At 70.5% G+C, this 14057-nt stretch carries 15 protein-coding genes; 5 read left to right on the top strand and 10 right to left on the bottom strand.

Annotated features, from left to right (window positions below; genetic code table 11):
• The first annotated feature begins 76 nt into the window (after window positions 1-76).
• Entirely contained in the window at window positions 77-454 is a 378-nt protein-coding gene (locus tag OO70_RS29520; protein ID WP_043677676.1) for a MarR family winged helix-turn-helix transcriptional regulator, read from the top strand.
• Window positions 455-461: 7 nt separating this feature from the next.
• Here OO70_RS29520 and OO70_RS29515 read toward each other — a convergent pair whose 3' ends face one another.
• Window positions 462-1202 carry a maleylpyruvate isomerase family mycothiol-dependent enzyme gene (locus tag OO70_RS29515; protein ID WP_043677797.1) on the bottom strand — a complete coding sequence of 247 codons (741 nt, stop codon included), beginning with the start codon at window positions 1200-1202 and terminating at the stop codon, window positions 462-464.
• 63 nt (window positions 1203-1265) lie between these two features.
• Window positions 1266-2234, bottom strand: a complete 969-nt coding sequence (locus OO70_RS29510; RefSeq protein ID WP_043677675.1) for an alpha/beta hydrolase — start codon at window positions 2232-2234, stop codon at window positions 1266-1268.
• Window positions 2235-2429: 195 nt separating this feature from the next.
• On the opposite strand from OO70_RS29510, the gene OO70_RS29505 reads away from it, so the two are divergent.
• The gene (locus tag OO70_RS29505) at window positions 2430-2885 is read left to right on the top strand and encodes a MarR family winged helix-turn-helix transcriptional regulator (RefSeq protein WP_199827429.1); all 456 of its coding nucleotides are present in this window, start codon (window positions 2430-2432) and stop codon (window positions 2883-2885) included.
• A 302-nt stretch (window positions 2886-3187) separates the two neighbouring features.
• Window positions 3188-4801 (top strand): MFS transporter, encoded by a 1614-nt coding sequence (locus OO70_RS29500; RefSeq protein ID WP_043677674.1) that lies wholly within the window; start codon window positions 3188-3190, stop codon window positions 4799-4801.
• 15 nt (window positions 4802-4816) lie between these two features.
• Here OO70_RS29500 and OO70_RS29495 read toward each other — a convergent pair whose 3' ends face one another.
• The 8 genes from OO70_RS29495 to OO70_RS29460 are packed head-to-tail and all read right to left on the bottom strand — an operon-like array spanning window position 4817 to window position 12040.
• A complete protein-coding gene (locus OO70_RS29495) occupies window positions 4817-5449 on the bottom strand; it encodes a TetR/AcrR family transcriptional regulator (protein ID WP_043677672.1) in 633 nt (210 codons plus the stop codon).
• 12 nt (window positions 5450-5461) lie between these two features.
• Entirely contained in the window at window positions 5462-6049 is a 588-nt protein-coding gene (locus tag OO70_RS29490) for a TetR/AcrR family transcriptional regulator (RefSeq protein ID WP_043677670.1), read from the bottom strand.
• Window positions 6050-6081: 32 nt separating this feature from the next.
• Window positions 6082-7254 carry a pyridoxal phosphate-dependent aminotransferase gene (locus OO70_RS29485; protein ID WP_043677667.1) on the bottom strand — a complete coding sequence of 391 codons (1173 nt, stop codon included), beginning with the start codon at window positions 7252-7254 and terminating at the stop codon, window positions 6082-6084.
• A gap of 27 nt (window positions 7255-7281) precedes the next feature.
• Entirely contained in the window at window positions 7282-8067 is a 786-nt protein-coding gene (locus tag OO70_RS29480) for an SDR family oxidoreductase (RefSeq protein ID WP_078651599.1), read from the bottom strand.
• Window positions 8068-8116: 49 nt separating this feature from the next.
• A complete protein-coding gene (locus tag OO70_RS29475) occupies window positions 8117-9115 on the bottom strand; it encodes a 5-oxoprolinase subunit C family protein (RefSeq protein WP_043677665.1) in 999 nt (332 codons plus the stop codon).
• On the bottom strand, window positions 9112-9846 hold the full coding sequence (locus tag OO70_RS29470) for a 5-oxoprolinase subunit B family protein (protein ID WP_043677662.1): 735 nt from the start codon (window positions 9844-9846) through the stop codon (window positions 9112-9114). Before OO70_RS29470 ends, OO70_RS29475 begins: the two co-directional genes overlap by 4 nt.
• 7 nt (window positions 9847-9853) lie before the next feature.
• Window positions 9854-10660, bottom strand: coding sequence for a 5-oxoprolinase subunit PxpA (locus tag OO70_RS29465; RefSeq protein ID WP_043677659.1), 807 nt, complete (start codon window positions 10658-10660; stop codon window positions 9854-9856).
• Window positions 10661-10687: 27 nt separating this feature from the next.
• Window positions 10688-12040: an MFS transporter gene (locus OO70_RS29460; RefSeq protein WP_043677658.1), complete on the bottom strand. Its 1353-nt coding sequence runs from the start codon at window positions 12038-12040 to the stop codon at window positions 10688-10690.
• Window positions 12041-12291: 251 nt separating this feature from the next.
• Here OO70_RS29460 and OO70_RS29455 point away from each other — a divergent pair, with 251 nt between their 5' ends.
• Both OO70_RS29455 and OO70_RS29450 read left to right on the top strand, forming a co-directional pair.
• On the top strand, window positions 12292-12939 hold the full coding sequence (locus OO70_RS29455) for an RraA family protein (protein ID WP_043677656.1): 648 nt from the start codon (window positions 12292-12294) through the stop codon (window positions 12937-12939).
• A 32-nt stretch (window positions 12940-12971) separates the two neighbouring features.
• On the top strand, window positions 12972-14027 hold the full coding sequence (locus OO70_RS29450) for a D-2-hydroxyacid dehydrogenase (protein ID WP_043677790.1): 1056 nt from the start codon (window positions 12972-12974) through the stop codon (window positions 14025-14027).
• The last annotated feature ends 30 nt before the right edge of the window (window positions 14028-14057 follow it).

Here is a 14057-nt window from a genome sequence, read left to right as displayed (position 1 = left end):
TACATGCGCGTGCATCGAATGCAAATGCATTTAATTCCGATGCAACAATCCTGCTTCTCTGCTACGGTGCGCTGTCATGGCGGCGAAGAAGGCCGAGCAGGCGCTCGTGGACCAGTGGCGGGAGATGCTGGCGCTGCACGCCCGCACGCAGTGCGAACTCGACCGGGCGCTGCATCAACACGGCCTGTGCGGCAGCGACTTCGAGGTGCTGGACGTGCTGTCCGGCGAGTCCTGCGCGTTCCGCGTCCAGGAGATCTCCGAGCGCGTCCACCTCAGCCAGAGCGCCCTGTCCCGGCTGATCGCCCGGTTGGAGAAGGACGGTCTCGTCGAGCGCGGCATGTGCGCCGAGGACCGGCGGGGCGTCCGCGTGACCCTCACGGACAAGGGGCGCACACTGCACGGTGAGGTACTCCCGTTGCAGCGCGCGGTGTTGACGAAGATGCTGACGGACTGACGACTCGTCAGCTCCAGGTGACGGCCGACTTCTCCCGCCACAGCCCGGCGATCGACATGTCACCGGTCACCCTCGGGAACGGCCCCCGGTTCCACAGCGCCCGGTACAACTGCCCCGCAGGACCGGACAGTTCGCAGTCGGCATCCCCGGTGCCGCCCCTCTCGGCGGCGGGCGGTTCCTGGGACAGTCGTACGGTCCACACCGCGCCGTCCGTGTCCGTCGCCCGCACTCGCAGCACCCGGGGCTCCTCACTGCGGACCCTGCTCTTGCGGCGACCGTGGAAGCCGCGCAGCAACTCGTCGATGCCGTCGGCCGCGAAGTCCGGGGCGATCTCGGCGGCGATCCCGCCGCGCGCCGCCTCGGCGTCCAGCCGGTGCACGGTCGTCTCGTGCGCCTGCCGCCGCGCCCAGAAGGCGAGCGGTGACGGTGCCGCGAAGAACTGCCAGCACTCCACGTCGGGCGGGGCGGCGGAGAGGGTGTCCACGAGGGAGCGGTGCCCCGCCCGGAACCAGGCCACCAACTCGGCGCCGTCCAGGTCCGGGAGGCCACCGTCGGGGTGGTGCTCGGTGTACCCCTCGGCGACGAACGCGGTCGCCCACCGATGCACCATCCCCGTGTGCCGCAGCAGATCCCGCACCTGCCACCCCGGACAGGGCGGCACCTCGGCGCCGACGCCCGCCTCCTCGGCGGCCGAGGCCAGCAGGCCGCCCTCCCGGTCCAGCGTCCGTACGAAAGCGTCGGTGTCCATGCGGCCGAGTGTGCCGTATCGCAGGGGTGGCGCGCGCGTCACCACGGGAGGGCGGCCGGTACGTCAGCCGGAGGCGAGGGCCTTGCGCAGGACCGTGACGGCCATCGTGATCGCGGCCTCGGCGGCGTGCGTCTCGCGCAGGGCGTTGAGCATCACGAAGTCGTGGATGATGCCTTGGAAGCGGACGGCGGTGACGGGGACTCCGGCTTCGCGCAGCTTGTTCGCGTAGGCCTCGCCCTCGTCGCGGAGCACGTCGGCCTCGCCGGTGATGACGAGGGCCGGGGGCAGCCCGGTGAGCTGCTCGGTCGTGGCGCGCAGCGGCGACGCGGTGATCTGCGCGCGGTCGGCCTCGTCGGTCGTGTACTGGTCCCAGAACCACTGCATGCCGTCACGGCGCAGGAAGTAGCCGGTGGCGAACTGGTGGTAGGAGGCGGTGTCGAAGTTCGCGTCGGTGACCGGGTAGAACAGCACCTGCTGCACCAGGGGAACATCCCCCCGCTGCTTGGCCATCAGCGTCAGCGCGGCCGTCATGTTGCCGCCCACCGAGTCGCCGACGACGGCGATGCGCGTGGGGTCGAGGTCCTTGGTGGCGCCCTGTTCCACGATCCACTGGGCGACCGTGTAGTTCTGCTCGATGGCGACCGGGTAGCGGGCCTCGGGGGAGAGGTCGTACTCCGGGAAGACCACGGCGGCGTGCGCGCCCACGGCGAGTTCGCGCACGAGCCGGTCGTGGGTGTGGGCGTTGCCGAAGACCCAGCCGGCGCCGTGGATGTAGATGATCACGGGGAGCGTGCCGGTGACCCCGGCAGGGCGGACGATACGGGCCCTGACCTGCCCGGTCGGGCCGCCGGGCACGGTGATCCACTCCTCGTCGACGGCGGGCTTCGCGATCTCCCCGGACTGCACCTCGTCGACCGCCTTGCGGCCCTCGGCGGGCGCCAGATCGAAGAGGTACGGCGGGTTCGCGGTCGCCTCGGCGAAGGCCTGCGCCGCGGGTTCGAGGACGGGGCGGGGTGCGCTGCTGTCGGTCATGACGATCTCCTCGGATCGGGTACCGCGGGCGGGTTCCGGCGGGATTCCGGACCGGTGGTGCGGCACGAGAATGAGAGTAGCGTGCGATTAAGTCGTGCACAACTAAAGCGTGCTCGATAGAATCGACCGGACTTGAACGATAAGGTGGAGATTGCCCTGAAGAGCGCCTCAGGCGCCGGAGCGAGGAGTCGCACCATGAGCCCAGCCGCCGCGGAACCGGCAGAGGGATCGCTGCTCCTCGACGACCAGCTGTGCTTCGCGCTCTACGCGGCATCCCGCGCGGTGACCGCCCGCTACCGCCCGCTGCTGGAAGAACTCGGCCTGACCTACCCGCAGTACCTCGTCATGCTCGTCCTCTGGGAGCAGGACTCGATCTCCGTACGGGACCTGGGCACCGCGCTCCAACTGGAGTCCAGCACGCTCTCCCCGCTGCTGAAGCGGCTGGAGGCGAACGGCCTGCTGCGCCGTGAACGCCGGCGGGACGACGAGCGCTCGGTCGCCATCCGGCTCACCGACACCGGGGCGCGGATGCGCGAACAGGCCGCCGCCGTCCCCCTCGCGATCGGCGACGCGATGGGCCTGACCCCCGATCAGGACGCCCTGGCCAAGCAGCTCCTCCGGCTGATCACCGCGAACGTCGCCGCGGGCTGAACGGCCCGCCACCTGCGCGTTCCCGCTCGTCGGAGCGGTGTGTCGTCGCGGCTGTTCACCTTAGTTTGCAGGCCCAACGGCATCTCCAGGACCGGGTCCCCGGTATACGGTCCGAAGCGATTTCCCGAAGAGAAATGGCTTACGTCAATGGAGATTCGAGCCGATCAGCCACGTCATGTACCGGGTCGCGGGCCGCGACCGACGGAGTCGGCACCGTCACCACCGCCGTAGCCACGCGCGGAACGCCTCGCGAAGGTCACACCCCGTCAACCCGCCCCCGTACGACGACGTTTAGAGGTGCCATGCCGACCCTCGTCTCCGAAGTCTCGCCGCCGTCTCCCCAGCCGGACTCCCCGTCCCGGAACGTCACCGCCACCATCGCCCTGGCCTGCGTGGGGGTCTTCGTCTCCTACCTGCCGGTCGTCGGAGTCTCGGTCGCGCTGCCGGTGATCCAGCAGGCGCTCGGCGCCTCCACCACCGGGCTCCAGTGGATCACCGACGCGTTCATCCTGCCGACCGCCGCCCTGCTCCTGACCTGCGGTGTCATCGGTGACCTCTTCGGCCGCAAGAAGATGTACCTGATCGGGCTGGCGCTGTCCTGTCTCGGCTGTCTCGTCGCGCTCACCGCCCACGGTGTCGTCCAGGTCTGCGTCGGCCAGGCGCTCACCGGCGTCGGCACCGCCGCCCTCCTCCCCGCGACCCTCGGCCTGATCAGCCACGTCTGCCCCGACCACCGCAAGCGGGGCGCCGCGATAGCCCTGTGGACGGCCGCCCTTGGCCTCGGCCTGACCCTCGGTCCGCTCTTCAACGGCGTGATCGTGGAGCACACGAGCTGGCGCTGGATCTTCCTGCCCACCCTGGCCATCGGCGCCGTCACGGTCCTCGTCGGCGCCCTCGTCCTGGTCGACTCCCGCTCCGACCGCGAACGCCACCTCGACATCCCCGGCCAACTCCTCGCGATCGTCGCCATCACGGCCCTCGTCTACGGCGTCATCGAGGGCGGGGGCGCTCCGGGGTGGGGCTCGGCGGAGGTCGTGACCGCGTTCGTCGTCGCCGCGCTCGCCCTGCCGGCCTTCGTCCTCGTCGAACTGCGCTCGCGCTGCCCGATGTTGGACATGCGGCTGTTCACGTCCTCGGCGTTCTCCGGGGCCGCGCTCGTCATGGCGCTCACCCTGTTCGCCCAGGTCGGCCTGGTCTTCTCGCTCAGTGAGTACTTCGGGCTCGTCCATCACGCCTCGACCTGGGACATCGGGGTCCGCCTGATCGCGCTCAACGGTTTCACCGTCGTCCTCGGCCCGCTGGTCGGCAAGCTGATGCACCGCTTCTCGCCCGGCCTCGTGCTGGCGACCGGTCTGGTGATCGGTGGTGTCGGGGCGCTCATGGTGAACCTTTTCGACGCCACCACCGGCACCGGAGAAGCGGTCCTCGTCATCGCGGTGCTCGGCCTCGGTATCGCGCTCGCCATGGCGCCGATCACCACGATCGCGATGAACAGCCTCCCGCGTCGGCTGGGCAGCACCGCCGGTGCCGCCAACAGCGCGCTGCGCCAGATCGGCAGCGCCTTGGGCCCCGCCATCTTCGGCGTCGTCCTCACCCACCGCACCCTGGACACACTGCCCGGGCATGTGGCCGCGTCAGGTCTGAGCCCCGCCGACCAGGGCCAGGTCATCGGCACGGTGAACGGCGTCGGCATCCAGGCGGGCGCCTTCCTCCACCTCGACACCGGTGAGGCGACGGGCCAGGCACTGGCCGCCTACGGCGCGAGCTTCACGGATGCGCTGCACACCTGTGCCCTCGTCGGAGGCATCGGCATGCTGGTGGCCGCGGCCGTCGCCCTCGCCACGATCGGCATCCGGGCCCGGGCACCGCACACCGAGCCGGAGACCGCAGTGGCGACCGTCGGCGAGGCCGGCTGAGCAACAGCCTTTGTTTCAGGGGCGGTTGTCGTTCTCCAGCGCCGGGGTGAGGAGATGGCACAGGGAGTCGGCAAGGAGGCGGAGGGGGTCGGCGGTCTCCAGGGGCCACTCGACGGCGATCCAGGTGGAGAAGAACGACTCGGTCTGCAGAACGGTCATCAGCGCGCGTTGGCGGGCCTCCGCGGGGTCGACGCCCCGCCAACGTTCGGGGTGGCCGATCAGCAGGGCGACATAACGCTCGTGCGCCTCGACGAACTGCGCCCGGCCCTCGCCGAGGCTACGGAGTGCGGCCGGGGCCGCCGCGTTGGCGACGCGGCGCACCGGTGCCATCTCGCGCCAGCGGTCCGCGGCCTCGTCGAGCCAGGCGCGAATGGCACCCGGGGTCCAGCGGGGAAGTGCGGCCAGGTCGGCGTACGCCTCACCCATCACCCCGTACACGCGCTCCACCAGCGCGTCGACGATCTCGGCCTTTCCGGGGAAGTGGGCGTAGACCGTCACCCGGGTCACCCCCGCGGCCCGGGCGATGTCCTCCATCCGCGCGTCGAGGAACGGCTTCTCGGTGAACACCGTGACGGCCGCGTCGAGCAGTCGGCGATGCGTGAGGCTCTTCTGCTCTTCGCGCAGGTTCCTGCGGGGCGTCGGCTCCATCCGCCCACGATCTCACTCGTCCCGCCGGTCCGGTGCCGTCGACCAGCCGATGAGGGCGCCGCGCAGTGCGGCCACCAGACGGGAGGCGGCCTCGTCCTCGGTGCGTCCGCTCTTGATGAGGTCGAGGATGTCGCGGGGGTCGAACAAGGCGTTCCACAGGAACAGTGCCTCGTCGCCCAGGTCGCCGAGACCGAGGTCCTCGGTGGTCTGGCGGAGGGGTTCGGTGAGCGCTTCGGCCTGCGGGGCGAGATAGCCGGTGTTCTCGCGCAGCCGCTCCAGATAGCCGCGGTGCGAGCGCATCTGCGCCATCGCACCGCCGTGTTCGAGGACGAGCGACACCCAGTAGCGGGACACCGCGTCGAGGCGCTGCATGCCACGGGTGGTCTGCTCCGCGCTGAAGTCCCGTAGCTCGGAACCCACTTGGGCGCGAAAGGCGTGCAGGACGTCCTCGACGGAGGAGAAGTGCCGGTACGCCGTCGCGGTGGACACCTCGGCCCGCTTGGCGATCTCGGCCAGGCTCACCGGAGTCGGCGAGTTCTCGAACAACTCCGCGGCGGCCTTGATGAGTTGCCTGCGGTTGCGCTGGGTGTCACTGCGCATGGGTCGACTCCCCGTCTGCGTGGCGGCGGCGTTCACCGGAGGGCCGACAGGCCGTGGCCCAGACGACGGACGCCCTCGGTGACGGACTCCGCGTCGGCAGCGTACGACAGCCGCAGATGCCCCTCGCCCCGGGCACCGAACTCGCTCCCAGGCCGCACCGCCACGCCGTGCGTGCGCAGTGCCGCAACGACGTCCACGGAGGGCAGGTCGAGGTCGTAGCGCGGGAATTGGTAGAACGCCCCCTCGGGCGTGCTCAGGGTGAGGCCCGGGATCTTGGCCAGCTCGGCCCGCATGAGCTCGCCGCGCCGCTCGTACTCCGCCCGCATCCGCGCGATGTCGGCGTCGCAGGTGCGCACCGCGACCAGCGCGGCGTCCTGGACGACCGTGTTCACCGAGCCGTTGAAGGTGTTGTGGATGCGCGCGGCGGCCTGGATCAGCGGCGGCGGACCCCAGAGGTAGCCGACGCGCCAGCCGGTCATCGCGTAACTCTTGGAGAAGGTCTGGCAGTAGACCGTACGGTCGCGCAGGCCGTCGAGGGAGATCGTCGAGGTGAACGGGCGGCCGGTGAAGTCGAGATCGGCGTAGGCCTCGTCGGAGATGACCAACGTGGGCGTGCCGTCGAGGAGTTCGGCGAGGGCCTCCAACTCGGCCCGGCTGTGCACGATTCCGGTCGGGTTGCCCGGGTTGCAGAAGACGAAGAGCTTCGCCCCGGCGAGGGCGTCGCCCAGCCGGTCGAGGTCCCAGTGCAGGTCGGGTGCGAGCGGGACGGGGACGACGACTCCGCCGGCCATGCTCACCAGGTCGGCGTAGAGGGAGTACGTGGGATCCGGGATCACCACCCTGTCGCCCGGGTCGACGAGGGAGAGGATCGACGCGGCGAGGCCTGCGGTGCCGCCCTGGGTGATCAGGACGTCGGCGGCGGAGACCGGTGCTCCGGCGATGCCGGCGAGCTTGTCGGCGAGCGCTTCGCGCAACGCGGGTTCGCCCAGCAGCGGCGAGTAGTGGGTACGACCCCTGCGCAGCGAGGCGTGTGCGGCCTCGGTCACCTGCGCGGGTGTGTCGAAGTCGGGTTCGCCCATGGCGAGGGAGACCAAGTCGCCCCCGGACTGCGGCTGTTGGGTCCGGCGGGAGGCGGCGGCGATGCGGGCGACGGCGGCGGCGGGCGCGAACGAGGGCAGCGGGCCGGCGGTGACGGTGGAAGGCATGCGGTTCTCCTGGTGAGGCAGGGGGCGTCAGTCCTGGGGTGAGGCACCGGCGGGGGCGCCCGCCCATCGGCTGATCTCGAGGTCTGCGGAGGTGTCGCGCTGGCGGGTCGGGGCGACGACGATCTCCTGGAGGACGACCCGCTGGGGGAGCGTGATTGCGAGGTGCACGGCCTCGGCCACGTCCTGTGGCTGCAGCATGTGGGCGCGTTCCTCCGGGGCCGGCGGTCGGGCGCGGTTGTCGAGGATGGGCGTGTCCGTCTCGCCGGGCAGCACGGTGACGGCCCGCAGGCCCTCGTTGCGGAAGGTGTGGTGCAGGAAGGTCATGAAGTTGCGGACGCCAGCCTTGGCCGCTCCGTAGGCCGCCCCGCCGAGCAGGTTGGGGTTGACGGCGGCGAGCGAGGACACCGTGACGATCGTGCCGCCGCCTCGGCCGAGCATGTCGGGCAGTACGGCCTGGGTGAGCTGGAAGACCGCCGTGAGGTTCACGTCCAGAACCTGGCGCCATTCGTCGTGCGGCAGCCACTGCGGGTTGAGCACCGAGGAGGAGCTGCCCGCGTTGTTGACGAGGACGTCGATCGGACCGAGTTCCGCGTGGGTCCGGTCGATGACGCGACTCACGTCGTCCGCTCTGGTGATGTCCGCCGCGAGGGCGAGGGCCGTCCCTCCCTCGGCGCGGATCTCCGCCTCGGCCTTGTCGAGCGCTTCCTGCCGACGCCCGACGAGGACTACGGCGACGCCGTCCCGGGCGAGCAGGCGGGCTGCTTCGAGCCCGATCCCGCTGCCGGCGCCGGTGATGAGCGCGGTCCGCGTCACTGTTCTCCTCCAGGTGAGACGTTCATATCAAGTGAGAATAGTTTCTCATCTATGGATGGATCAAGTGTCCTGCAAAACCGAGCGCGCCGAATGCCTCGGCCGTCGCCCGCTCCAGCGCCCGCACCTCGTCCTCCCGCTGTGCGGACCGTCGGACCGAGGTCTCCCGGTCGACCCAGCGGAACCGCAGTTCCCGCCCCGGGCCGGCCTGCCCGAGCAGCGGGAGCGAGGCCCGCGAGGCGACCCCGACGATCGGGTAGCCCGCCGTCAGGCTCCGGTAGCGGCCGAGGACGATCAGCTCGTCCGCGTGCGGGATCTGGAGCGCCCCGACCGGCACGCCGTGCGAGACGATCTCCGTGTCCGTGTCCGGGTGCAGCACCGGTCCGTCGAGCCGCAGTCCGACATGGTTCGAGCGGGCGGTGACGACGTACGACGAGTCCGCGATCAGCTCACGGACCCCCGGGATCGAGCGGGCGCCGTAGCTCTCGACGACGTCGACGAGCCACGGCCCCTCCTTCGCGCAGGGCAGGACGGGGACGGGGAGCCGGAAGAGCGGGGGAGCGAAGTGACTGTGCCGGAAGCCCCGGAAGCCGGACTCCAGCAGGACCCGTTCTCCGAGGGCCTGTGTGAACCCCATCCGGGCGTCCGGGGCGGTGCTGCCCAGCAGGGTCTCCGCCGTGAACACCCCGTTCACGGCGAGGTAGTTGCGGGCGCCGAGAGCCAAGTCGGCGCGCACGTGGATCTCCTGGCCCGCCGGCACCACCAGCGGTGACCAACTCGCGGCGGGCGCACCGCCGATGGTGACTCGGGCGGGCGCACCGGTCACGGCGACCAGGACATCGGCGTCGGGCACGAACGCCAGCTCGCCGCCCAGGTTCTCGATCAGCGTGGCGTCGCGCGGGTTGCCCACGAGGACGTTCGCCACGGCGGCCGAGTGCTGGTCGGCCGCGCCGCCGGTGGGTACGCCACGGCGTTCGGTGTCGCGCCGGCCGAGATCCTGGAACGTCGTGACCCACCCGGTGCGGGTGATGTCGAGGCCCACGGTCCTCATACGGGCACCTCCGCCACCGGCAGCAGGAAGTCCGCGCCCAGCGCCGCCGCCTCGTCCCGCGTCACGGGCACGAACCGCACCACGTCACCCGTACCGAACGAGACGGGCTCCGGGCGGGAGATGTCCACGATGGTGTACGGCGTGCGTCCGACCACCCGCCAGCCGGTCGGGCCGGGGAACGGCTGGATGATCGCGTTGGTGCCGGCGATCATGATCGCGCCGGGTGCCACATCGGTACGCGGCTCGGCCCGCCGCCGCACCGGCCTCGGCACCCGGAGCCCGTCCATCATCGGAGCCATCGCCGCGCCCAGCAGGGCGATCGTGAACGTGGACTCCGCGATCGCCTCGACGACTTCGGTGGGGGCCACGCCCAACTCCTCGGCGACGGACGCCAGATCGGGCCCGGTCTCCTCGTCGAACACGACGGGCACCGCGAACCGCAGCGCCGTACGCGCCCGGAGCGGCTCATGGACCGGCGGGCGCTCGGCGAGCAGTCGTACGGCGTACTCCACGTGCGGCAGCGTGGTCTGCAGCGGGTCGAACTCGACGAGCAGCGACTCCAGACCGGAGACGACGTCGAGCACACCGGGCGGGCGATGCGCCAGGAACCGCTCGCGGAAGGCGACGATCGCGGTCCTGCGGATCGCCTGCTCGGGATGGGGGACGGTCACCATCACCGCCGAGTCCCCGAAGGGCTCGACGGTGACGGCGGTGAACTGTTCGGTGGTCATGGGGTGTTCAGACCAACGCCTTCGCCTTCTCGGCCAACACGTCTTTCAGCCCTGTGACGTTGACAGCCGCCGCCTCCAACGCGACCCGCAGCGCGGTGCCGTTGGCGAGCACGGTCGGATGGTCGCCGTGCAGGAGGAGTACGTCGACGTCGTGGCCGAGCGGTACGACATTGCCGTCCACCGAGCGCACGGTGCCCTCCCGGACGACCTGGACGCAGCGCTCGCCGATGAGTTCGGGGTCGTAGATCAGGCCTTGTTGGTGCGAGCGCGGGACGGGCATGCCGTCGTCGCCGTAGCCGCGGTCGGCGAGGAAGACGTAGCCCACGTCGAGGCCGCGCTTGCGCGACTCCTCGGCGAGCAGGCCGCGTTGACAGATGACGATGTACTCCTTGTTGTACGCGGCGATCGCGTCGGTGATGGCGCGGGCGTGCTTGGCGTCGGTCTGCGCGATCGAGCCCATGCGGCCGTGCGGGGCGACATGGCTGATCGTGCCGCCGTGCACGCGGGCGAAGGCGTCGAGCGCCCCGAGCTGGTAGAGGACGTCGGTGCGGATCTCCTCCTCCGACGCCTCGATGAGCCGGCGGCCGAAGCCGACGAGGTCGGGGTAGCCGGGGTGGGCGCCCAGTTCGATGCCGCGCTCGACGCAGTCGGCGACGGTGCGGTCCATGATGCGCGGGTCGCCGGCGTGGAAGCCGCAGGCGATGTTCGAGGCGGTGACGAGGCCGAGCAGGGCCGCGTCGTCGCCGATCGTGTAGTTGCCGAAGCTCTCGCCGAGGTCGGCGACGACGGCCACCGAGTTGATTCCGGATGCCATGGTGTCTCTCCCGAAGTGCGGTTCGGTTCAGTGGGAAGCGAGCGGCCGGCCCTTTGTCTCCCGCAGGAACGCCACGGTGACCAGGGTGATCGCGGCGGTGATGATCGCGGCGAACGCCGGGATCAGGTTGGACCCCGTCGACTCGATCAGATCGGTCATCACGAGCGGGGCGCTGCCGCCGAAGACGACCGTCGAGAGGCTGAACCCGATGCTGTACGCGGAGTAGCGCACGCTGGTCGGGAACATTTCGGCGAGCACGGTGTGCACGACCGCCGCGTGGCCGGAGAACGCCACGGCCAGCACGACGGTGCCGATACAGGCGAGCCCGAACCTGCCGGTGGTGATGAGCAGGAACATGGGGTACGCCACCACGCCCACCGCGACGGCGGAGAAGGCGAGCACGGGCTTGCGGCCGATCCGGTCCGACAACCGCGCCATCAGCGGAATGCTGATCACGATGGCGACCAGGCTGCACGCGGTGACCATGAGCGCCCGCACCATCGAGAAGTTGTGGTCGCCGAGCGAGGTCTTCAGATAGGTCGGCATGTAGACGAACAGCAGGTAGTAGCCCGGTCCGTTGAGCGCGGGCAGGAAGATCGTGAGCAGGATCGCCTTCAGATGCCGCTTCGAGGTCAGTGCCTCCCGCAGCGGGTTGCGGGCGACGGTCCGCTGCTCGCGCAGGGCCGTGAAGTGCGGGGTCTCCTCCAGCTTGCTGCGGATGTAGAAGCCGACGTAGCCGAGCGGTACGGCGACCAGGAACGGCACCCGCCAGGCCCAGGAGGTCATCGCGCCGTCGCCGAGCGTCGTGATGAGGACGGCGGAGAGGGTGCTGCCGAACATGAGGGCAACGAACGAGCCGACCGCGATGAAGCTCATCATGTAGTTGCGGCGCGCGTCCGGCGCGTACTCGCCGACGAACGACATGGCACCCGCCACCTCGCCGCCCGCCGAGAAGCCCTGGAGCACCCGGAGCAGGACCAGGAGGACGGGCGCGCCGACCCCGATGGCCGTGTGCGAGGGGATGAGGCCGATGGCGGCCGTCGCTCCGGAGATGAGCACCAGAAGGATGGCCAGCAGCTTCTTGCGCCCGAGCCGGTCCCCGAGGTATCCGCAGATCACGCTGCCGAAGGGGCGGGCGAGGAAGCTGACCAGGAAACCGACGTTGGTGAGGAAGAGTCCGCCCGCGTCGGCCTCGCCCATGATGTTGAGCGCGAGATAGGTGACGAGCAGGCCGTAGATGCCGTAGTCGTACCACTCGACGAACGAGCCGATGGCGCCCGCGACGGTGGCCTTGCGGACGACCTTGTCCTGTGCGGTGACGACGTCGACCGCTGTCTCTGAGGGTTCTGTGGTGGTGCCGAGTCGATCTGACGTTGCCATGGGCCCACTTCCGGTCCGGAGCCGAGCTGCGACTTGAATCGCGAATGAGAATAAGTTCGCATTCTCGGAGCGGTCAAGGGCTGGAGTTGCGCTGGTGTCAACCTTGCGATTCGGTCATGTTTCCGTGGTGATGGCAGGTGTTCCGACGATCACGACCCCTTGCCTGTCGACGTGGACGGATGCAGACTGGCACCTTGAAACGCGAAAGGGTTCGCATTTTTGTGAAGGGGTCTGTGGTGAAGGGGTCTGTGATGAGTCAGGACAACGTGCGCGACAACGTGCGCGTCAGCACCGGGTGGGAGCGCGTCGACCGGCAGGTGCTCGACCGGTTCCGCGAGCACTCCGTGGCCAACCTCGGTGACGCCCTCGACCGGCTGAACATCGTCGACGGGGGCATCGCACCCGTCTGGAAGGGGGCCCGGGCCGTCGGCACCGCGCTCCCGGTGCTCACCGTCGCGGGCGACAACAAGGCCGTGATCGCCGCGCTCGAACACATCCGCCCCGGCGACATCCTCGTCATCAACTCCTTCGGCCATCCCGGTCGCGCCATCATCGGCGACAACCTCGCCCAGCGATTCGACGTGTACGGCGCGGTCGGCGCCGTCGTCGACGGCTATGTGCGTGACGGCGCGATCATCGAGAAGCTCGGCGTCCCCGTCTTCGCCCGCGGCCTCACCCCGGCCGGCCCCTTCAAGAACGGTCCCGGCACGATCGGCGAACCCGTCGCCGTCGGCGGGGTGGTGGTGAACCCCGGCGACATCGTCGCCGCCGACGCCGACGGCGTGATTGTGATCCCCCCGCACCGCGCCGAGGAGGCCCTCGCGGCGGTCGAGGAGATCGTCGCCCGTGAGGCCGACCTCGACGCCGAGGTCGAGGCGCTGCGGAAGCGGGCCGCCTGATGCGGGAGAGCGACCGGCTCCGTGTAGCGCTGATGGGGGAAACCGACCGGCTCCGCGTCGCGGTCGCCGCCCCGCTCGCCGAGGAAAACTGTGCGCTCGTACGGGAGTTGGAACCCAGGATCGACCTCGTCGTCGACCATTCCCTCCTCCCGCCGATGCGCTGGCCGGCCGACTTCGCGGGCGACCCCGCCTGGCGGCGCACACCGCGGCAGCAGAGCGCCTACGAGGCGGCACTCGACTCGGCCGACGCGCTCTACGGCATCCCCGACGTGGACCCGTCCGCCCTGGCCCGTACGGTCCGTGCCAACGGGCGGCTGCGCTGGGTGCACACCATGGCGGCCGGCGGCGGCAGCCAGGTCAAGGCGGCGGGACTCGGCCCCGAAGAACTCGACCGGGTCGCCTTCACCACCTCGGCCGGCGTGCACGGACAGCCGCTCGCCGAGTTCGCCGTCTTCGGCGTCCTCGCGGGAGCCAAGGACCTGCCTCGTCTGAGCCGTCAGCAGCGCGCCCACGAATGGAGCGGGCGCTGGACCATGAAGCAGGTGAGCGAGCAGACGGTACTCGTGCTCGGCCTCGGCGGGATCGGCCGTGTCGTCGCCGCGAAACTGCGGGCGCTGGGCGCGCGGGTCATCGGCACCAGCAGGAAGGACGTGAGCGTCCCCGGTATCTCCGAGGTCGTCCATCCCGACCGCCTGGTCGAGGTGGCGTCGACGGTGGACGCCGTGGTCAACACCCTCCCCGGCACGGCGGCGACCGAGCACCTGCTCGACAAGCGGTTCTTCGACGCCCTCCGGCCCGGCGCGACCCTCGTCAACGTCGGGCGCGGAAACGTCGTCGACGAAACCGCCCTGATCGACGCCCTCGACACCGGCCGGGTCGGCTTCGCCGCACTCGACGTCTTCGAGACCGAACCGCTGCCTGCCCACAGCCCGCTCTGGGACCACGACCAGGTCCTGATCAGCCCCCACACCGCCGCGCTCAACGCCGCGGAGGACCGTCTCATCGCCGAACTCTTCGCCGCCAACGCCACCCGTCTCCTCGACGGACGCGCTCTGCTCAACAGGGTGAACACGGTCGAGTTCTACTGACCGACCCGGGAGAAGACACCTCCGGGCCGC

The sequence above is a fragment of the Streptomyces xylophagus genome, assembly GCF_000716435.1.
Taxonomy (GTDB): Bacteria; Actinomycetota; Actinomycetes; order Streptomycetales; family Streptomycetaceae; genus Streptomyces; species Streptomyces xylophagus.
The sequence above is the reverse complement of the archived record's forward strand: the minus strand, read 5'-3'. Positions and strand labels throughout refer to the sequence as shown.

Bases quoted from the DNA above. Each gene is read 5' to 3' on its own strand.
- OO70_RS29495 (WP_043677672.1), bottom strand. From the start codon at position 5,449: ATGGAGCCGACGCCCCGCAGGAACCTGCGCGAAGAGCAGAAGAGCCTC.
- OO70_RS29455 (WP_043677656.1), top strand. From the start codon at position 12,292: ATGAGTCAGGACAACGTGCGCGACAACGTGCGCGTCAGCACCGGGTGG.
- OO70_RS29490 (WP_043677670.1), bottom strand. From the start codon at position 6,049: ATGCGCAGTGACACCCAGCGCAACCGCAGGCAACTCATCAAGGCCGCC.
- OO70_RS29500 (WP_043677674.1), top strand. From the start codon at position 3,188: ATGCCGACCCTCGTCTCCGAAGTCTCGCCGCCGTCTCCCCAGCCGGAC.
- OO70_RS29520 (WP_043677676.1), top strand. From the start codon at position 77: ATGGCGGCGAAGAAGGCCGAGCAGGCGCTCGTGGACCAGTGGCGGGAG.
- OO70_RS29470 (WP_043677662.1), bottom strand. From the start codon at position 9,846: ATGACCACCGAACAGTTCACCGCCGTCACCGTCGAGCCCTTCGGGGAC.
- OO70_RS29485 (WP_043677667.1), bottom strand. From the start codon at position 7,254: ATGCCTTCCACCGTCACCGCCGGCCCGCTGCCCTCGTTCGCGCCCGCC.
- OO70_RS29515 (WP_043677797.1), bottom strand. From the start codon at position 1,202: ATGGACACCGACGCTTTCGTACGGACGCTGGACCGGGAGGGCGGCCTG.
- OO70_RS29460 (WP_043677658.1), bottom strand. From the start codon at position 12,040: ATGGCAACGTCAGATCGACTCGGCACCACCACAGAACCCTCAGAGACA.
- OO70_RS29505 (WP_199827429.1), top strand. From the start codon at position 2,430: ATGAGCCCAGCCGCCGCGGAACCGGCAGAGGGATCGCTGCTCCTCGAC.
- OO70_RS29475 (WP_043677665.1), bottom strand. From the start codon at position 9,115: ATGAGGACCGTGGGCCTCGACATCACCCGCACCGGGTGGGTCACGACG.
- OO70_RS29510 (WP_043677675.1), bottom strand. From the start codon at position 2,234: ATGACCGACAGCAGCGCACCCCGCCCCGTCCTCGAACCCGCGGCGCAG.
- OO70_RS29450 (WP_043677790.1), top strand. From the start codon at position 12,972: ATGGGGGAAACCGACCGGCTCCGCGTCGCGGTCGCCGCCCCGCTCGCC.
- OO70_RS29465 (WP_043677659.1), bottom strand. From the start codon at position 10,660: ATGGCATCCGGAATCAACTCGGTGGCCGTCGTCGCCGACCTCGGCGAG.